This window comes from Luteimonas chenhongjianii (genome assembly GCF_002327105.1).
Classification (GTDB): Bacteria; Pseudomonadota; Gammaproteobacteria; order Xanthomonadales; family Xanthomonadaceae; genus Luteimonas; species Luteimonas chenhongjianii.
On sequence record NZ_CP023406.1, the window covers coordinates 407,644 to 426,365 of the forward strand.

Genomic DNA, 18,722 nt, shown 5'->3' on the forward strand with positions numbered 1-18,722 from the left:
TCGTGGTTCGATAGGCATCCAGGCCGTCGGCCGGAATGCCTGCGCACGCTAGCGCACGCGCAACGCCTGCGCGAGGAAGGGCGCGGTCCGGCTCCGGGCCGACTTCGCCACCGCGGCCGGCGTCCCTGCAGCAACGACATGTCCGCCCTCATGCCCGGCGCCCGGGCCCATGTCGATCAGCCAGTCGCTCGCGGCTGCGACGCGCATGTCGTGTTCGACCACGACCACCGTGCTGCCCGCATCGACCAGCCCCTGCAGCTGGCGCATCAGGGTGTCCACATCGCTCGGATGCAGACCGGTCGTCGGTTCGTCGAGCACGTAGACCGTGCCGCGCCGCTGCGCGCGTTGCAGTTCGCTGGCGAGCTTGATGCGCTGCGCCTCGCCGCCCGACAGTTCGGTGGCCGGCTGGCCCAGGCGCAGATAGCCCAGACCGACGTCCAGCAAGGCCTGCAAGGGCCGGACCACCGCCGCCTCGTCGGCGAAGAATGCAGCGGCTTCGGCAACGGTCATCGCGAGGATGTCGGCGATGTGTTTGCCGCGCAGCGTGACCTGCAGCGTCTTGGCGTCATAGCGGCTGCCATGGCAGGTCGGGCATGGCGCATAGACGCTTGGCATGAACAGCAACTCGACGCTGACCGCGCCCTCGCCCTCGCAGGTGCCGCAGCGGCCCTTGGGGACGTTGAACGAGAAATGCCCGGCATCGAAGCGTCGCCGCCTAGCCAACGGGGTCGCCGCGAACAGCTTGCGCACGTGGTCGAACATGCCGGTATAGGTGGCGAGGTTCGAACGCGGCGTGCGTCCGATCGGTTTCTGGTCCACGCGCACCAGCCGCCGCACCGCGTCCGCGCCGCCGGCGATGTGGCCTTCGAGCGGCACCTCGACCCCGCGCTCCAGTGGATCGAGCGGTACGTCCTCGTCCTCGCGGCCCTGGCCCAGTTGCGCTCCGAGCAGCTCGACCAGAGCCTGTCCGACCAGCGAGGACTTGCCCGAACCGCTGACGCCGGTGACCGTGGTGAACACACCGAGCGGAATGTCGACATCGAGTCCCTGCACGTTGTGGCGATGCACGCCGCGCAGCTGCAGCCAGCCTTCGGGCGAGCGCGCCTGTCCTGTCGCCGTCGCGTCGCCGTCGACGAGGTAGCGCCGGGTCTGTGAGGCCTCGATCTTCGCAAGGCCGTCGAGCGGCCCGCTGTAGAGCACCTGGCCACCGAATTCGCCTGCGGCGGGGCCGACATCGACGATCCAGTCCGCATGGCGGATCACGTCGATCTCGTGCTCGACGACGAACAGCGAGTTGCCGGCGCCGCGCAGTTGGTCGAGCGCGCGCAGCAGCGCCTGCGTATCGGCCGGATGCAGGCCCGCGGAGGGTTCGTCCATCACGTAGACCACGCCGAAGAGCTGCGAGCGGATCTGGGTGCCCAGGCGCAGGCGCTGCAGCTCGCCCGGCGACAGCGTCGGCGTCGCGCGCGCGGGGGTCAGATAGCCCAGTCCCAGATCCTGCAGCACCTTGAGCCGGGCGAGCAGATCCTGGGCGATGCGCTGCGCGGCCAGCGCCTGTTCGGGATGCGCCTTTGCATGCGTGCTGCCGGCGGCGGCGGGCGCCAGCAACGCGGCGAGCGCATCGAGAGGTTGCTGGGAGAACGCCGCGATATCGAGACCGGCAAAAGTCACCGACAGCGCCTCGCGCCGCAGCCGTTTGCCATCGCATTCCGGACACGCCGCGCTGACCAGGAACTGCGCGGCGCGTTTCTTCTGCTGCGCGCTCTGGGTATTGGCGAAGGTGTGCAGCACGTGGCGGCGGGCACTGGTGAACGTGCCCATGTACGCCGGCTCGACCTTTGCTTTGCGCGCACGCCGGACCTCCTCGAGATCGAAGCCCGGGTACACCGGCTCCACCGGCTGTTCGTCGGTGAAGAGGATCCAGTCGCGGGTCTTCTTCGGCAGCTTCGACCACGGCACGTCGACGTCGATGCCGCGCGAGGTCAGGATGTCGCGCTGGTTCTGTCCGTGCCAGGCACCGGGCCACGCCGCCACCGCGCGCTCGCGGATGGTCAGCGAGCGATCGGGCACCATCGAGGCTTCGGTCGCGTCGTAGATGCGGCCGAGGCCATGGCAGGTGGGACACGCACCGGCGGGCGTGTTGGGTGAAAAGCCGTCGGCGTAGATGATCGACTGCCCCGGCGGATAGTCGCCGGCGCGCGAGTACAGCATGCGCAGCGAATTGGAGATCGTGGTCAGGCTGCCCACCGACGAACGCGCCGTCGGCGTCCCGCGCGCCTGCTGCAATGCGACCGCCGGTGGCAGGCCTTCGATGGAATCCACCTGCGGCACGCCGGCCTGATCGATCAGCCGCCGGGCGTAGGGCGAGATCGAGTCCAGATAGCGCCGCTGCGCCTCGGCGAACAGCGTGCCGAAGGCCAGCGACGACTTGCCCGAACCGGACACGCCGGTGAAGACCACCAGCGCATCGCGCGGAATGTCGACGTCGACATCCTTGAGATTGTGTTCGCGCGCGCCGCGGACGCGGACGCAATGGCTCGGATCCTGCGAAGGGGACGCAGGCGGGTCGCGGCGGGCTGTCATGGCGACGATTATCGCCCGCGCTCGTGGGCATGCCGTCGTCTGGCTGACACGCCCGTGTGCACGGACCGTGCGACCGAGGCGCGCAGCCGTCGATGCGCGAGGTCGTCAGGTCGACACCGCCGGGGCGCCGGCTGTTTGCACGGCGCCTGCAGGGAGCCTGCGCCTGTGACGTCGACGCTACCGGTGACGCGTGCCGCCCCCCTGTCGGCGGGGGCGCGTCCCCGGTCGCTCAGCCGTCAGGGGCCCAGCAGCGCCGGCCTCAAGCCTGCGATGCGGTCTGGTCGACGTGCGCGCGCGTGCTGTGCGTGCCTGTGCGTGTCTCGGCACCACGGTTGCGCGCACGCAGCCGGCGTCGCCGTGCGGCATCGATATCGCAGGCTTCGATCGGCAGCACCCGATAACCGACGTTCGGCAGCGTATGCAGCACGCGCGTGTCGCGGCCGCGGTCAATGGCCTTGCGCAACACATAGAGATGGCTGCGCAGCGCGTCGGAGTCGGGCGTCTCCAGGCCCCAGAGCTCGTGCTCGACCTGAGAGCGCGTGACCACGCGTGGCGATTCGCGCATCAGGATCTGCAGGATGCGGAAGCCGGTCGGCGTCAGGTCGATCACTTCGCCGGCGCGCGTGACGGTCTGCGAGCGCGGGTCCAGCGTCAGGTCCCCGACCTCGAGGATCGCCGGCGCCACTTCGGCGCGGCGACGCCGGATCAAGGCGGTGATGCGCGCTTCCAGCTCGGCCGGAAAGAACGGTTTGGTCATGTAATCGTCGGCCCCCGCGTCGAGCCCGTCGATCTTGTCCTGCAGGGTGTCGCGCGCGGTCACCATCAGAATCGGTGTTTCCGTATTCGCGCCATCCTCTCGAAGACGTCGACAGGCCTCCACCCCATTGAGGCGCGGCATGGCCACATCGAGCACGATGACGTCGTAGGCGTTCTCGCGGGCCAGGTTGATCGCGTCGAGTCCATCCTCGGCAAAGTCGATCTCGTAGTGATGCCGTTCGAGCCACTCGCCGACGAGTACCGCCATGGTCTTGTCGTCTTCGACGAGAAGCACGACCCCGCGGGTTTTGCTTGGCATTGAATTCCTCCTGGTTCCCTTGGCCAGGACGCGCTGACGCGACTCCTGGAACACTTTCTGCGCAGGACAGGAAGCGACCTGCAGGCATTCCCCTGTCCTCATCCGATCGTTCCCCACGCCCTCGGTGCCACCGACCGGCGGCCTGTGGCACGTCGTCGGAGGCTCCTGCGGGGGAAGCGTTTCGGGGACACCTGTTGTCGGTGTTTGCACGTTGGGCTGCCGTGAAGCCTTCCGTAGAGTTTTCACGCCACGCAGATTCTTCCCGACCGTCAGGCACAGGTCGTGATCACCTCTGCGACTGCGTAGCGCTGCCTGTCCGGAGAGCGGCGGTTCGCTCGGGCACGGCACGCGGTGCGGTCTCCCGCCTTGACTCGCCGCGCCGGACCTCCCCGCTAGAGCACCCCCGGTTCACCCCGCGATCTGTACCGCGAGAACTCCCGCCAGCTCATCGAAATCGATGGGCTTGAGGCAGTGCGGCACCCGGGAGAAGCGGGGCGGCAACAGGTCGCGCGCGTAGGCGGTTACGAAGACCAGCGGGATTCTGCGCGCCTGCACGGCATCGGCCACGGCGAAGGTGCATTGGCCTCCAAGGTTCACATCGAGGAGTACGGCTTCAAGGCCGTCCACTCGCGACACGGAACGCAGCGCGTCCTCGACATTGCCGACCGGCCCCAGCACCTGCGCACCAATGGCCCGAAGCGCTTCTGCAAGCGCATCGGCAATCAGATAGTCGTCCTCGACCAGCAGGATGTGGCGATTCAGAAGGGGCGCGGAAAGTAGCGTCATGGACGTGGGCTCCTCGTCTATGCCGCCCGGTCCGACCGCGGCAGCGAGGAGATGCTGGGACATGCGCCGTGCAGCCAACGCGAGGCTCGGCGGTTGTGCAACTGCAGCGTTGTCGTTCGCTGCAGGAACTGCCGGAACTACTACTCGCGAGGGGGCTCGGCAGGTCTGTGTGCGGAGCCCCGCAGCAGGTCGCGGATGCGGACCAGGGCGACTTCCGCGCGATCCAGCGCTTCAAGCGCCCGCACATGGTCGCCGTCGGCGACGAGGCGCCGGCCGAGCGTTACGGAAATCCCGACGGCGTTTGCCGCATTGCGCAGGTCATGCATCCATTCGCGTTCCTGCGTATCCATGGCGTCAGCTGTGCTCACGTTGTTTCATCCGCGCAAGATGGTTGTGGACAGTGCGCACGCTGACGCCGAGCAGACGTGCCGCCGCAGTCTTGTCGTTGCCGCAGTGCTCGAGCGCCTTGATCAGCATCCGACGCTCGATTTCCGCCCAGGGGGTGCCGAGCGTGAACGCCAGCGTGTCACCGACCTCGAGCGGCGGCGGCATCCGCGCAGCCTCCAGATGCATGACGAGCTCCTCGCCAGGGGCCAGCAGATACGCGCGGTGCACGACATTGCGCAGCTCACGGACATTGCCCGGCCAAGGGTGGCGGCGCAGGGTGCGGGCACTCTGCGGAGACAATCGCTTCTCAAGGTCATAGCGGCGGTTGAACGCATCCACGAAGCGGCGCGCGAGCAGCAGCACGTCTTCGTCGCGCTGGCGAAGCGGCGGGATCGGGATGTGGACTTCCGCGATGCGGAAATACAGGTCCTCGCGCAGTCGGCCTTCCGCGAGCGCGACGCGCGGATCGAGCCGGGTCGCGGCAATGATGCGGACGTCCATGTGCTCGAGCTCGTCAGCGCTCTCGATCCGGCGTAACAGGGCGCCCTGCAAACCTGCCGGCAAGGCGGAAACCTCGTCCAGGAACAGGGTGCCATCGGATGCTTCCGCAAAGACGTCACCTGCACCCTGGCCCTCGCCGCGCCTCGAACCGAGCAACCGCTCGATCAGGTGCTCGGGTGGCATGGATCCGCAATCCAACCGGACAAATGCACCACTCCGCCCGCTCATGGCGTGGATCGCGCGGGCAAACATGTCCTTTCCTGCTCCGGTCTCGCCGGTCAGCAGCAAGGCTACTTCCGTGGCCGCCAGGGCACGTGCCAGTCGCGTGGGTTCGCGCATCGCCGCGCTCGCCGCGACGACGCCCGGGATGGGTTCGGCGCCGGGCACCTCCACGGTGCGCGAGACCCGCCGCGATTCACGCAGCACTGCGACGAACGACATCGGATCGAAAGGTTTGACGAAGTAGTCGTTGACCGGCCCGGATACCGCACGCGCAGCCGTCTCGACACTGGGGTGACCGGTGATCACCGCGACCCGCGGATGCAGGGCGGGGTCGATTTCCGCCAGCAGATCCAGACCGGAGCCGTCGGGCAGCTGGATATCGAGCAGCAATACATCCGAGCCCACGCGCAGAGCTTCGCGCGCCTGCGCCACGGTGGCGGCCAGCCGCGGGGAGAAGCCTTCGGTCCGTGCGAGCCCCGCGATCGATTCCGCGAAACCCGCGTCGTCGTCGATGATCAGGAGGTCAGACACGGCGGCATTCGCCGGCACGCAGATTTTTCATCGTGTCGACTGTGGATCACAGCTCGTGAATCCACTGTGCTTTTCCGCGCACATGGCGGCCGCGCCTTTCCCTGATGTGCAACTGCCGCACGCCTTGCACTTCTTTCACGGAACGGAACCTCCGTATTCAGGCGTATACGAGTGGCAGCGCTTCGGATACGGTCGGCGCCGAAAGCGGAACCGCACGCGCAGACGTCATCGCCTCGGTGGCCACGAAGGTACCGTCGGCATTACGGACCCGCAGCAGCCCGCCGCCATCGATGATGCGGCGAACCGCGCGATCCTGCAGCGCGGATGTGCGGCTGAAGTAGGTATGGATGATCTGTCCGGTCGGGTCACTGAGTACCCAGAGGCGCAGGCCCATGTCGTACTGGATGGTGTGTGTCATCGCGCTCTCCTTCAATGGCCCCATTGTTCAGGGCCCAGATCCAGAGCCTGTGAACCTCCGGGCAGCAGCGGGCAGCAAGTGCGCGACGCAGAAAACACTGCGCGCGTCAGGGCGCAGGGTCGGTCGCCTGGTCACGTTTCCTCCACCGTCGACAGCGCCAACTGACGGCCCATTCACCTCGAGGTACTGCGATGGCGATCAAGACCCTGGAAGAGCTTTTCGTTCACGAGTTGTCGGACGTCCACTCGGCGGAGCGGCAGATGTCCAAGGCCCTTCCGCGTCTCGCGCGTGCTGCGGAAAACCCGCAACTTACAGCGGCCTTCGAAACCCATCTGGAAGAAACCGTCGGGCAGATCGAACGCCTCGACCAGGTGGTCGAGTTGCTCGGCATCCGCCTCAAGCGCATCAAGTGCGCGGCCATGGAAGGGCTGGTCGAAGAAGGCAAGGAAGTGATCGACTCGATCGAGAAAGGCCCCGTGCGCGACGCGGCGCTGGTGGGCGGCGCGCAGAAGGTCGAGCACTACGAGATCGCGGCCTACGGCACCTTGTGCGCCCTGGCCAAGCAGCTCGGCTACGACGACGCGGTGAAGCTGCTGAAGGCGACGCTGGACGAAGAAAAGGCGACCGACGAGAAGCTGACGATCCTGGCCGAATCGGGCGGCAATCAGCGCGCTGCGCAAGCCTGATCGGTACATCCGGCCGTCTGGCGGATGGCAGCGCCGGGCGCTGTCACTCGCTGTCGTCTGCTGCAGTGGGGGCCGGCGCCGCAGGGTCTGGCATTGCGACCTGAGTGCGGACAGTGCCTGCGAGAAGTTCGCGTGTGGCGCTTGGTGCGAGCGCGCGCTTGCCTGCGAGGATGCACGCGTGATGACGCGTCCTTGGCAGCCGGGTGAGCACCGGCGCCGGCCGAGTCCGGCGTCGGTGCCCAGGCGGGGCGATTCATTTCGCGGAGCAAGACACCTCCACGAACAGGAGCGGCCGGCCTGGTCCCGGCCGCGTCCCGTCAGGATGGTGGTGCGCTAGCAGTGCTATCGCGGGCGGGCCCGGCGACGGGCTGAGCGCCCAGTCGCTACTACCGCTTAAGATCAACTCAACGGGCGACCTGCACGCCCCGCAGCGACGGCGCACCTTCGCTGACCTCGGTCCATACGATGTAGGCCTGTCCATCGCGGACCTGCATCTGCGGAAATCCGGTGCCACGGCCGCGCCCCTGGGGGCTGGCGACCTCGATGCGTTCGTATTCGGTCGCAAGATCCGGACTGCGGCGCGACAGCCACAAGGACTGCACGCCCGCCGCGTTCTCGCGCAGCCACAGCGCCCACGCCTGCCGGTCGTCGAGTGCGACGGCCACCCGCCCCTGCACCTCGGCGCCGCTGTCGAGCACGACCGGCGCGGCGAAACTGTCGCCCGCATCGTCGCTGCGTGCGATCTGCACCTGCGGCTCGCCCGATTGCGCGCTGTACCAGGCGACGACGACGTCGTTCTGTACCGCGGCGACGTCGGGACCATTGACCGGACAGGCAGGCATCACCCAGTCGTCAGCATGAACGCGTGTCGGCTCGGTCCAGCCGTCGCCCTCGAAGCGCGTGGCCATGATGTCGCGCACCTCGCCATCGCTGCGGCCGCGGTAGACCAGCAGTGGCCCGCGCGCGGTCACTGCGGCGGCAGTCTGGCAGCAGTCGCAGACGCTGGCATCGATCTCGTGCTCGCGCACCCGGCGTAGATTGGCGTCGAACTGGGCCGCGCGCAGGGTCATCGGGCGGCTGTCGGTCTCGCTCCCATGTCCACCCTCGTGGCCACCGTGGCTCGTGCCGACGGTGTTGCGACCATCCAGCCAGGCGATGCCGATGCCGCCGTCCTGTGGCCACATCGACACGAAGCCGTGTTCGGTCCGGGTGCCGTCGTCATGCGGAACCACCGGCGCGCCCCAGTTGGCGCCGCCGTCGGCGGAGCGGACCAGGGCGACGTCGTAGGCATAGGGCGCATCGCCGCTCTTCTGCAGCCACTGCGCCCACAACGCACCGTCGGGCGTCGGCAGGATATGCGGCGTATCGGCCCAGTTGACGAACATCCGGTTGCCGATCGCGATCGTCGTCGGCGCGTTGCGCCACACCTGCCCGACTGGGTCGAAGCGCGAGAACTGGAACACGTGGCGGCGCCCTTCACGCGAGTTCACCCAGCTGAGCGCCAGCACGCCGTCTGCGCCGATGGCCAGATCGGGCGAGGCCGAGCCGGCACCGGTGGCCGGCAATGCCCATTCGACGATACGGCTTGGCGCGTCGACCGCGACGGTCGCGGCTGCGTCCGACGACCGCGACGGCTCCGGGGCATCCCCGCCGCAGGCGGCCAGCAGCGACGCGGCCAGCACCACAGGAAGTGCGCGCAGTGCGGGCATGGCACGGCGCGGAACACACGGAAAGGCGGACATGGCAAGGCTCGCGGGCGTGTCGGATTCAGGCCACAAGCGTACCTTCTGCGCCATGACCGCGTGTCTCCGCACCCGCCCGCAAGCGTCATCGTCGTGCGTCACCGCTCCGCTGGAAGCGCAGATCGCCTGCGACCTCTTGCGCGCCGAGGGCATCGATGTGCACCTGGGGGACGCGCACATGGCGGTCGCGAACGGGGAATGGCGTCTGGCGATCGGAGGCGTGAAACCGCATGCGCGCGACGAGCAGCTCGCGCAGGCCCGCGAACTCTCCGCTGGCTGGAGGCCGGAGAGTTTCGGTTGCCGGCAGCCGATGACGAGGCCCAGGCCGCGCAGGCCGACGCGCCCCCACGCGAAAACCTCTCCAGCCGGCTGGCATGGGTGGGACTGATGCTGTTGGCGATTCCACTGCCCTGGCGCCGCCGCCTGCGCGACTGACGCGGACGCAGCGCGCAGCGACCTGCTTGTCAACGGGTACCGCCGGCCCGGAGGGATTGCCACAATCGCCGCGCGGCGCTGCTGCCGCGCTCAATCGTGGATCCAATGCAACAGTCCGATGCCGCTCTCGCCCGCTCCCTCGCAACGCGTATCGCCGGCACGATCGCCGCCGAGATCGGTGCCCAGCCTGCGCAGGCGGTCGCCGCGATCGCGCTGCTCGACGAAGGCGCGACCGTGCCGTTCATCGCGCGCTACCGCAAGGAGGTCACCGGCGGGCTCGACGACACCCAGCTGCGCAATCTCGAGGTGCGGCTGGCCTATCTGCGCGAACTCGAGGACCGCCGCGCGGCGATCCTGGCGAGCATCGACGAGCAGGGCAAGCTGACCCCGGAGCTGCGCACCGACATCGAGGCCGCCGACAGCAAGGCGCGCCTGGAAGACCTGTACCTGCCCTACAAGCAGAAGCGCCGCACGCGCGCGCAAATTGCCCGTGAGGCCGGCCTCGAGCCGCTGGCCGACGGCCTGCTCGCCGATCCCAACCAGGCACCGGAGGTCGTTGCTGCCGGCTACATCGATGCCGACAAGGGCGTCGCCGATGCCAAGTCCGCGCTCGAAGGCGCGCGCGCGATCCTGATGGAGCGCTGGGGCGAGGACGCGAGCCTGCTGGGCGAGCTGCGCGACTGGCTCGACGCCAACGGCGTGATCCGCGCACGTGTCGTCGAAGGCAAGGAGGCTGCCGGCGAGAAGTTCCGCGACTACTTCGACCATGCCGAGCCGCTGGCGAAGATTCCCTCGCACCGCCTGCTGGCGCTGTTCCGCGGGCGCCGTGAGGAATACCTCAATCTCGAGCTGGAGCCGGGCAACGATCCCGAACAGGGCAATGCCTATGCCGAGGGCCGCATCGCGCGTCATGCCGGCATCGCCGCGCAGGGGCGTCCCGCCGATGCCTGGCTGCTCAACGCCTGCCGCCTTGCCTGGCGCGCGAAGATCCACCTGCACCTGATGATCGACCTGTTCGGCAAGGCGCGCGAAAAGGCCGAAGCCGAAGCGATCAACGTATTCGGCGACAACCTCAAGGACCTGATGCTTGCCGCGCCGGCCGGCCCCAAGGTCGTGCTCGGGCTGGATCCGGGCATCCGCACCGGTTGCAAGCTCGCGATCGTCGATGCGACCGGCAAACTGCTGGCCACCGAGACGATCTATCCCCACGAGCCGCGCCGCCAGTGGGACCAGTCACTGCACACGCTCAAGGCCCTGTGCGTGAAGCACGGCGTGCAGCTGATCGCGATCGGCAACGGCACAGCCTCGCGCGAGACCGACCGGCTCGCCGCGGACCTGCTCAAACTGCTGCCCGAACAGAAGATGCAGAAGATCGTGGTCAGCGAGGCGGGCGCGTCGGTGTACTCGGCATCGGAAGCGGCGGCCAAGGAATTTCCCGGCCTGGACGTGTCGCTGCGCGGCGCGGTGTCGATCGCGCGCCGGCTGCAGGACCCCCTGGCCGAGCTGGTCAAGATCGAGCCCAAGGCGATCGGTGTGGGCCAGTACCAGCACGACGTGGACCAGTACCGTCTGGCGCGCGCGCTGGACGCGCGCGTCGAGGACTGCGTCAACGCGGTCGGCGTGTTCGTCAACACGGCCTCCAGCGCCCTGCTGGCGCGCGTGGCGGGCCTGACACCGAGCGTTGCCGAGAACATCGTCGTGCACCGCGACGCGAACGGCCCGTTCATGCGTCGCCGCGACCTGCTGAAAGTGCCGCGCCTCGGCGAGAAGACCTTCGAGCAGTGCGCGGGCTTTCTGCGCATCGCCGACGGCGACGAGCCACTCGACGCCTCGTCGGTGCACCCGGAGGCCTACCCGGTGGTCGAGCGCATCGTCGGCATGAGTGGCCGCGACGTGAAACAGATCATCGGCGACGGCGCCTTCGTGCGCAGCCTCAAGCCCGAACAGTTCACCGACGAGCGCTTCGGGGTGCCGACGGTGCGCGACATCCTCAAGGAGCTGGAGAAGCCCGGACGCGACCCGCGCCCCGAGTTCAAGGCCGCGCAATTCGCCGATGGCGTCGAGGACATCAAGGACCTGCAGGTCGGCATGATCCTCGAAGGCGTGGTCAGCAACGTCGCTGCATTCGGCGCCTTCGTCGACATCGGCGTGCATCAGGACGGCCTGGTGCACATTTCCGCGCTGTCGACCAGCTTCGTCAAGGATCCGCGCGACGTGGTCAAGGCAGGCGACATCGTCAAGGTGAAGGTGCTGGAGGTCGACGTGCCACGCAAGCGCATCGCCCTGACCTGCCGTCTCGACGACGTGCCGGGCGACAAGCCTGCGCGCGAGTCGCGCGGCGAAGCCCGCAGCGACGGCCGTGGGCCGCGCGGCGCGCGTCCGGGCGCGGGCCGGCCGGCGACGGTCGCCGCCCCGGCCAACAACGCCCTCGCGGACGCATTCGCGCGCGCACGCGGACGCTGAGCGCGCCGCCCCGCCGCCGTCGGCGCATGCCGGCGGTGGGGCCGACCGTGAGGTCGCGGCCACCGGGTCCGGAACGGCGACCGCCGGGACGCCTCAGGGCCCGACGCATCCGCGCGCGGTCCCGTATGAACACGCCTTCGCGCGCCTGTCGGGAGTACGCCCGCCCCAGGCCGCGACGGCCGCCACCTGAAATGGGCCCGCCCGATTCGCGTCCGCTTGATGTCGTGCCTGTTGTTGTGGGTGCATCCGCCAACAGCTCGCTTGCGCGACGCGCGGATAGCCGTATGGCGACCCCACCCAAGATCAGGCAGGTGACGCATGTTCATGCACAACAAAAAGCTCCAGTACACGGTCCGTGTGCAGGAGAGCAATCCGCAGCTGGCAACCCTCATGCTCGAGCAGTTCGGCGGCCCGCAGGGCGAGCTCGCCGCGGCGATGCGCTATTTCACCCAGGCGCTGGCCGAGGATGATCCGGGCCGCAAGGATCTGTTCTTCGACATCGCGACCGAGGAGCTGAGCCATCTGGAGATCATCGGTTCGATCATCACCATGCTCAACAAGGGCGCCAAAGGCGAACTGGCCGAAGGCATGGACGAGATGGCCGAGATGCGCAATCTCACCGGCAACAGCACCAGCCAGACCCAGGCGATCCTCTATGGCAATGGGCCCGCACTGGTGAACTCGAGCGGCGTGCCGTGGACCGCGGCCTACGTCGACACGATCGGCGAGCCGACCGCCGATCTGCGCTCCAACATCGCTGCGGAAGCACGCGCGAAGATGGTCTACGAGCGGCTGATCAACGTGACCGACGACCCGGGCATCAAGGATGCGCTGACCTTCCTGATGACCCGGGAGATCGCCCATCAGAAGGCGTTCGAAAAGGCGCTCTACTCGATCACGCCGAACTTCCCGCCCGGCAAGCTGCCCGGCCATCCGGACTTCACCGACGTCTACTACGACATGTCGCACGGCGGCGATGTCGCCGCGTCGTGGAATTCCGGCGAGCTGTGGACCAGCGTCTCCGAGCGCGAGCTGCAGGCAGCCGTGGATGGCGGCGATGGCAGCGCCTCGGTCGGGCTCAAGAAGACCGAAGCGGCCGCGGTCGAGGCGTTTGCGGCGCGTACGGCGTCGGCGCCGGACGCCAATCCCGTAACCGGCGCCGAGCTCGGTGCGGGGCCGGGCGCCGGAGCGGTCCTGCGTTGACGGCAACGGGCCACGCTTGCACTGCCTGCGTGGCCCGGCTTCTTGCACGGCACCCGAGACCCGGATGACCGTGCGCACCGCGCTGCTGATCATCGACATGGTCAGCCCCTTCGACTTTCCCCGGGGGCCAGCGCTGCGTCGTGCAGCACTCGCGATAGCGCCCCGGCTAGCTGGTCTCAAACAGAGGATCAAGCGCGCCGGCGGCCTGTGCATCTATGCCAACGACAATTTCGCCGACTGGACGAGTGATTTCGACGCGCTCGTCCAGCTCGCCAGGCAGTCGCCGGGGGGCGAGGTGCTCGAGGCCGTGATGCCCGAGAGCGATGACCTGCACGTCCTCAAGCCGCGACACTCCGCGTTCCACCAGACCGCGCTCGAGTCGGTGCTCGGTGCGGAAAAGATCAACCGGGTGCTGGTCAGTGGAGTCGCCACGGAATCGTGCGTGCTGGCGACCGCGCTGGATGCGCGGATCCGCGAGTTGGAGGTCGCGGTGATCTCCGACTGCGTCGCCTCGAGCGGTGCAGCGCGGCGTACGGACACGCTCTCGGTACTTCGCTACAGCGAGATCCCGGTCATCAGTGCCGCGCGTGCGCTGACGGCGCCGGCCCGTTAGACGGACGGCCGCCACATTGCTCAGCCCTTCTGGGCCAGGTGATTGCGGACCGCCTCGGCCATCGGCCCCGCGGCCTCTACCGCTTCCCGCAGCTCGGCGCGGGTTACCCCCAGGGCCTGGGTCCAGTAGTCGAGCTCGTAGTCTTCGCTCAGGTTGATGCGGTCGCGGTCGGGCGAACCGGTATTGCGCTTGTCGTCGCTCATGTCCGATCTCCTCGCAGAGTGCCGCCACGGTGTGACCGCCTGCGTCGCGGTTCCGTGAATCGTTCGGCGCGGCGCTACGTCGACCTGCGGCGCCGCCACGTGACGATCTGGCCGACGATCGCGGTGACGAGGATGCACGCGTTGGTGACGATGAATACCCAGTCGCCGACCATCGCGCTGTAGGTCAGGAAGCCGACCGAGGCCGCGATCTGGCCGACGAACAGCCAGCGCGAAACGCCACGGGCGCTACGGTCACGGAGCTGGGTCGCGATCTGCCGGATGAGCGTGGCGAGGAGGATGGCCGAAGCGGCCCAGCCGATGACTTCAGGTGGCATACGCATCTGTTTCCGGAGTTGGGGAGAGCCGCCGTCACGCATCAGGGCGTGCCGGCAGCAGCGGGAGTCTGCGTTGCAGGGCGTCAAGGCGACCGCAGATTCGCTCGCGGCGTGGCGTTACTTCAGCGCCCGGCGCCGTCCGACAGCGAGATGCGGCCTCGTGATGCAGGCCGGAAAGCATCCCAAGGATCAAGGCCGGTTGGCCGCCCGGCACGGTGGACCGCTCGCACAAAGCGATCGATTCGGGCGGCCACTCAATCCCCAGGACAACGAAACTTCGTGGCTGGACCGGGATCGCGCCTACCGCGACGCCGGGCGTGCACTGACGCGCTTCATCGCGCGCTTGCCCGGGCTACGCCGCGTAGCAATCCCTGTGGCGGCGTACACACTGGTTTGATGTCCAGCCGCACTGCCCTGTCCGGCCTGTGCCGTTTGCGGCCGCGACTTTTTCGCGGCGGATTGATCGGGCAAGCGACACGCTGCCTGCGGTCACCGAACCATGGAGCGCGACATGCATCATTCCTGCAGATGGCTTGTTCTGGGCGCGGCCCTCGGTCTGGGCGCGTGCAAGGGCGGCACGGCCGATCCGCCGCTGCAGCCGCCGGGCGCGGAAGAGTCGTCGCGCACCGGTGTGCTCGAAGCGGGCGCCAAATTGCTGCAGGCCGAGGGCCCGGCCGGAAAGATGGACATCTACGTGGTCGGCTTCCACCCGATGAAGGACGCGCCGGACCAGCAGATGGAGGCGCATCACTACTGCCGCCAGGTCAACGAGGATTTCGCGCAGTGCACCCTGTTCGACGGCAACGCCGGCGACGCCAACCTGACCGGTATCGAATACATCATTTCCGAGCGGATCTTCGAGACCCTGCCGGCGGACGAGCGCGCGTTCTGGCATCCGCACAATGGCGAGATCCTCTCCGGCCAGCTCGTCGCGCCGGGCCTGCCCGAGGCGGCGGAGCGCGAGCTGATGCGTTCGAAGATCAACAGCTACGGCAAGACCTGGCATACCTGGCATACGCGCCACGGCACCCAGCCGGGCGATGCGATGCCGCTGGGGCCGGCGCTGCTGGCCTGGTCGTTCAGCCGCGATGGCGAAGTCGATCCGGCGCTCGTGGCCGCGCGCGACGCGCGCCTCGGGATCGACACCGCCCGGATCCGTGAAGACCGGCAGTCGCTGCGCGAGGGCGCACGTCCGCAATCGGGCGTCGACGCCCTGCGCGCGCACTTCCCCGACGCAACGCCGATCCCCGGCGTCGTCGACATTGCGTCGGGTCATGGCCCCGAGCAGCCCTGATCGCTACGGCCAGCGTCACCGCATGGCCAGGGCACAGACAAACCCGCGTGGCGACGCGCCAATGGCTGCCGCCTCGGCCGGGTCGCCTTGGGGCGGTCGCCTTCGACCGGGCCGGTGAAGGGGGCTGCCCGGGCGGTGCGGGCGGCACGCCTGCACGCCTGCACGCCGCTGATACGGGAGGCTTGCCAGCCTCGAATCCCCTCGCCTCGACCGGAGCACGTCATGCCCTTGCCGCCCTCAGCCGACAACCCGATCGACCAGGACCTGGAAGACACCTTCCCGGCCAGCGATCCCCCCGCCCACTCGACGCCTTCGGGGCAGCCGCGCCCGGGTGAGGGCCGTCAGCTCTCCGACACGGCGTGGATCGATCTGTATCGCATCGACACCTCGGCCCGGGGCGCAGAGGAAGCCACCCTGGGCACGATCGCCGATCTGGCCGAAACGGGGGAACTGCTGTTCGGAACGTCGCCCGCGCTCGCCCTGCTCCAGCATCTCGCCGATGGGGGTGGTTCCGCGCCCCGGGTCTGCCTGGTCAGTGGGCGCGTCGAGCTGGCGCGACTGGACACGTTCGCGGTCAAGCCCGCCAGCGGTCAGCCGCGCGCATCGATGGAAGCGCAGAGCCCGCTTGATGACGATGCGCCGGCAACGCGACCCGGCCGCCTGGTGCCGAGTGCGCTGTCGCCGGCAGATCGGGAAGTGTTCTGGGACGCGGGGCATCCGGACGCGGGCGCGCTGAGCATCGTCTCGCGCACCGTGTTCAACCTCGACCCGCGATTGCTCGCATTGATGCCGGGCGCGGAACCGGGCGGATCGCCGCGGGACTGAGATCGCCGCAGATCGCGCGCGCACCGGCCGGCGCCCCGCCCCCGGCGCTGCGCGCTGTACGGCCGCGCCGAAGGATCCCTATCCCACCATCGCGGCGAGCAGGCCCTCGCGATACCGACGGGAGCACGGCACCACCGCGCCGTCGTGCAGGTGCAGGCGCCCATCGCCGCTGTCGAGCGGTTCGATCGATGCGATCCGGTGCAGGTTGACCAGATGGCTGCGGTGGACGCGCAGGAATCGCGCAGGGTCGAGACGGGACTCGAGTTCGGTCAGCGTGATGCGCAACGGGTAGACCTTGCCGCGTACGTGCAGGTCGGCGTAGTTGCCCGCGGCCTGCACCCACTCGATGTCGTCGGCGGCCACCAGGAACTCCCGCCCCAGCTTGCGCACGACGAATCGGCTGGGCCGCTCGACCGGCTCCACCGGCGGGCTGTCGTCGTCCGGCGCCGACAGCAGGCTCGCCTCGCCCTGCAGCCGGCGTACCAGCGCCCGATAGACATGCAGCAGCAGCACCAGTCCGAGGAACGTGCGCGCGTCCTTCATGTACTCGTAGCCGAAGGCGTCACCGAATACATAGATCTCGCCATGCCAGGCATAGACCAGCTTGCGCATGCCGACCATCAGGCCCACGTGCGCCAGCGACCAGACGAGGCTTGCAGCCAGGTACAGCGGGAGTCGGCGCGCGATGTTGTCGAGATGGACCGGCCAGCGCGCGGTGAATGCAATCAGCGGCGGGACGAGCAGCAGCACCGCGATCGCGCTGCTGGTCTCCCAGCTGGCGATCTCCCAGGCGGCGAAATCGAGACCGGCGCGGTCCACGTCAATACGCGCCGTCGCGGTGTTGCCGATTGCCGAGAGGGCGCAGCTGAGCAGCCAGTATCCCACTTCGAAGGGGCGGCGGATGGCGAGGAAGCGTTCGGCGCCATGCGGCGGCGGGGCGGACTGGGCTGACATCGGCGCATTCTAGGTGCGGGCTGTGGCGCGGTCGTTCCCACCCGTCCCTGCGATCCGGCGGTTCGTCCCTGCGCGGGCGCCATCGGCCCCCGCCGCCAGCGGGGCGGCCTGCCCGCGTGCACGGTGGCAGGCACCTTGACTGCATGGCTGCACGGATGGAACGACGCCACGACATCGACGCCCTGCGCGTGATCGCCCTCGCGCTGCTGGTCCTCTATCACGTGGGCATGGTCTACGTGGTCGACTGGGGCTTCCACATCAAGAGCCCTGACCTGCTCGGCTGGGTCGAGTGGCCGATGGTGCTGGTCAATCGCTGGCGGATGTCGCTGCTGTTCCTGCTCTCTGGTATCGCGCTGGGCCTTGTGCTGGCGCGTCGTACGCCGGCGCGCCTGCTGGTGGAGCGCAGCTGGCGGCTGCTGTTGCCGCTGGCGTTCGGGATCGCGACGATCGTGCCGGTCCAGGCCTGGTGCGAGGCGCGCATGCTCGGCACCTTCGACGGCGGCTTCGGCAGTTTCCTGCTGCGCTACCTGCAGTTCCGTCCGTGGCCGCCCGGCAGCTTCACCGGCGCCGAGTACGGCTTCACTTGGAACCATCTGTGGTACCTGCCGTATCTGTGGGTGTACAGCGTCGCAGTCCTCGCCTCGCTGCCATGGCTGCGCATCGCTGGCGGCCCGGCGCTTGCCGACTGGCTGACCACACGCGGCCGGTGGCTGCTGTGGACGGCGCCGCCGCTGTGGTTGCTGGTGGCCCTGCTCATGCTTGCGCCGAGGTTTCCCACCACGCACGCATTGCTCGGCGACTGGTTCAGCCACGCCAGGTACTTCCCAGTGTTCGTCTTCGGTGTGCTGATCGCCCCGCGCCGCGCCATATGGAGCGCTCTCGTCGCCCGTCGCTGGGCCCTGAGTGGGCTGGCCGTGGCCAGCGCGTCGGTTTACATGGCCCTGCGGGCGGTCGGGCGCCTGCTCGAGACCGGCGCTGCGACGATGGAGAGTGTGGAATGGCTGGTGCCGCTGGCGGCCTGGAAGCTCGTGTCGGTATCGGCGCACGCGCTGTATGGCTGGACCGCCCTGCTCGCCCTGCTGGCCTGGGGCGCGCGAAGCTTGAACCGACCCTGGCCCGGCCTGCGCTATGCCAGCGAGGCGGTGTATCCGTGGTACATCCTGCACCAGAGCCTGATCGTGCTGGCCGCGTACTGGCTGATCCCGCTTGGCCTCGGACCGGTCCGGGAGCCGCTGCTGGTCCTGGCCTGCACCATCGCCGGATGCGCGGTGCTCCACGAGCTGGTGATCCGCCGCGTGCGTTGGATACGTCCGCTGTTCGGACTGCCTGCGCGCCATGCGGCGACGGCCAGCGGACGCATCCCCCCCGCCCCGGCAAACGGGATCGCATGATTCACCGCGTCGGGCAGGACCCAAATGCAGAACGCCCCTGCGCAGGCAGGGGCGTTCGCGTCGAGCAGGTGCCGA

Annotated in this window: 17 protein-coding genes and 1 pseudogene; 8 read left to right on the forward strand and 10 right to left on the reverse strand. The window is 68.7% G+C overall.

The window, feature by feature from the left end; genetic code table 11:
- Nucleotides 1–48: 48 nt before the first annotated feature.
- The 6 genes and pseudogenes from CNR27_RS01865 to CNR27_RS01890 all read right to left on the reverse strand — a co-directional run bounded on the left by CNR27_RS01865 (nucleotide 49) and on the right by CNR27_RS01890 (nucleotide 6,503).
- The gene (locus tag CNR27_RS01865) at nucleotides 49–2,583 is read right to left on the reverse strand and encodes an excinuclease ABC subunit UvrA (RefSeq protein ID WP_096296676.1); all 2,535 of its coding nucleotides are present in this window, start codon (nucleotides 2,581–2,583) and stop codon (nucleotides 49–51) included.
- Between the two features lie 382 nt (nucleotides 2,584–2,965).
- Nucleotides 2,966–3,658 (reverse strand): annotated as a pseudogene (locus CNR27_RS01870) (response regulator transcription factor); the annotation flags it as partial.
- Nucleotides 3,659–4,066: 408 nt separating this feature from the next.
- On the reverse strand, nucleotides 4,067–4,507 hold the full coding sequence (locus CNR27_RS01875) for a response regulator (protein ID WP_245815711.1): 441 nt from the start codon (nucleotides 4,505–4,507) through the stop codon (nucleotides 4,067–4,069).
- Between the two features lie 77 nt (nucleotides 4,508–4,584).
- Complete coding sequence (locus tag CNR27_RS01880; RefSeq protein ID WP_157745192.1) at nucleotides 4,585–4,812, reverse strand: hypothetical protein; 228 nt, start codon at nucleotides 4,810–4,812, stop codon at nucleotides 4,585–4,587.
- Nucleotides 4,799–6,085, reverse strand: a complete 1,287-nt coding sequence (locus CNR27_RS01885) for a sigma-54-dependent transcriptional regulator (RefSeq protein ID WP_123832632.1) — start codon at nucleotides 6,083–6,085, stop codon at nucleotides 4,799–4,801. Before CNR27_RS01885 ends, CNR27_RS01880 begins: the two co-directional genes overlap by 14 nt.
- A gap of 157 nt (nucleotides 6,086–6,242) precedes the next feature.
- A complete protein-coding gene (locus CNR27_RS01890) occupies nucleotides 6,243–6,503 on the reverse strand; it encodes a hypothetical protein (protein WP_096296680.1) in 261 nt (86 codons plus the stop codon).
- Nucleotides 6,504–6,694: 191 nt separating this feature from the next.
- Between CNR27_RS01890 and CNR27_RS01895 the strand changes: the two genes are divergently transcribed.
- Nucleotides 6,695–7,189 (forward strand): YciE/YciF ferroxidase family protein, encoded by a 495-nt coding sequence (locus tag CNR27_RS01895; protein WP_096296681.1) that lies wholly within the window; start codon nucleotides 6,695–6,697, stop codon nucleotides 7,187–7,189.
- A gap of 404 nt (nucleotides 7,190–7,593) precedes the next feature.
- Here CNR27_RS01895 and CNR27_RS01900 read toward each other — a convergent pair whose 3' ends face one another.
- Nucleotides 7,594–8,898: a sialidase family protein gene (locus tag CNR27_RS01900; RefSeq protein ID WP_096296682.1), complete on the reverse strand. Its 1,305-nt coding sequence runs from the start codon at nucleotides 8,896–8,898 to the stop codon at nucleotides 7,594–7,596.
- A gap of 330 nt (nucleotides 8,899–9,228) precedes the next feature.
- Between CNR27_RS01900 and CNR27_RS15125 the strand changes: the two genes are divergently transcribed.
- The 4 genes from CNR27_RS15125 (at nucleotide 9,229) to CNR27_RS01920 (ending at nucleotide 13,645) form a co-directional block, all read left to right on the forward strand.
- On the forward strand, nucleotides 9,229–9,366 hold the full coding sequence (locus tag CNR27_RS15125; protein WP_157745194.1) for a hypothetical protein: 138 nt from the start codon (nucleotides 9,229–9,231) through the stop codon (nucleotides 9,364–9,366).
- 105 nt (nucleotides 9,367–9,471) lie between these two features.
- Nucleotides 9,472–11,829, forward strand: coding sequence for a Tex family protein (locus tag CNR27_RS01910; protein ID WP_096296684.1), 2,358 nt, complete (start codon nucleotides 9,472–9,474; stop codon nucleotides 11,827–11,829).
- Between the two features lie 318 nt (nucleotides 11,830–12,147).
- Entirely contained in the window at nucleotides 12,148–13,032 is an 885-nt protein-coding gene (locus CNR27_RS01915; protein WP_096296685.1) for a manganese catalase family protein, read from the forward strand.
- Between the two features lie 64 nt (nucleotides 13,033–13,096).
- The gene (locus tag CNR27_RS01920; protein ID WP_096296686.1) at nucleotides 13,097–13,645 is read left to right on the forward strand and encodes a cysteine hydrolase family protein; all 549 of its coding nucleotides are present in this window, start codon (nucleotides 13,097–13,099) and stop codon (nucleotides 13,643–13,645) included.
- 20 nt (nucleotides 13,646–13,665) lie between these two features.
- On the opposite strand, the gene CNR27_RS01925 is transcribed toward CNR27_RS01920, so the two are convergent.
- Nucleotides 13,666–13,848 (reverse strand): DUF3606 domain-containing protein, encoded by a 183-nt coding sequence (locus tag CNR27_RS01925; protein ID WP_096296687.1) that lies wholly within the window; start codon nucleotides 13,846–13,848, stop codon nucleotides 13,666–13,668.
- Between the two features lie 74 nt (nucleotides 13,849–13,922).
- Nucleotides 13,923–14,183, reverse strand: coding sequence for a hypothetical protein (locus CNR27_RS01930; RefSeq protein WP_096296688.1), 261 nt, complete (start codon nucleotides 14,181–14,183; stop codon nucleotides 13,923–13,925).
- 511 nt (nucleotides 14,184–14,694) lie between these two features.
- On the opposite strand from CNR27_RS01930, the gene CNR27_RS01935 reads away from it, so the two are divergent.
- Nucleotides 14,695–15,477, forward strand: a complete 783-nt coding sequence (locus CNR27_RS01935) for an OBAP family protein (RefSeq protein WP_096300173.1) — start codon at nucleotides 14,695–14,697, stop codon at nucleotides 15,475–15,477.
- 222 nt (nucleotides 15,478–15,699) lie between these two features.
- Nucleotides 15,700–16,302 (forward strand): hypothetical protein, encoded by a 603-nt coding sequence (locus CNR27_RS01940; RefSeq protein WP_096296689.1) that lies wholly within the window; start codon nucleotides 15,700–15,702, stop codon nucleotides 16,300–16,302.
- A gap of 78 nt (nucleotides 16,303–16,380) precedes the next feature.
- On the opposite strand, the gene CNR27_RS01945 is transcribed toward CNR27_RS01940, so the two are convergent.
- Complete coding sequence (locus CNR27_RS01945; protein WP_096296690.1) at nucleotides 16,381–17,256, reverse strand: LytTR family DNA-binding domain-containing protein; 876 nt, start codon at nucleotides 17,254–17,256, stop codon at nucleotides 16,381–16,383.
- Nucleotides 17,257–17,411: 155 nt separating this feature from the next.
- On the opposite strand from CNR27_RS01945, the gene CNR27_RS01950 reads away from it, so the two are divergent.
- Nucleotides 17,412–18,647 (forward strand): acyltransferase family protein, encoded by a 1,236-nt coding sequence (locus CNR27_RS01950; RefSeq protein ID WP_096296691.1) that lies wholly within the window; start codon nucleotides 17,412–17,414, stop codon nucleotides 18,645–18,647.
- Nucleotides 18,648–18,722 lie beyond the last annotated feature (75 nt).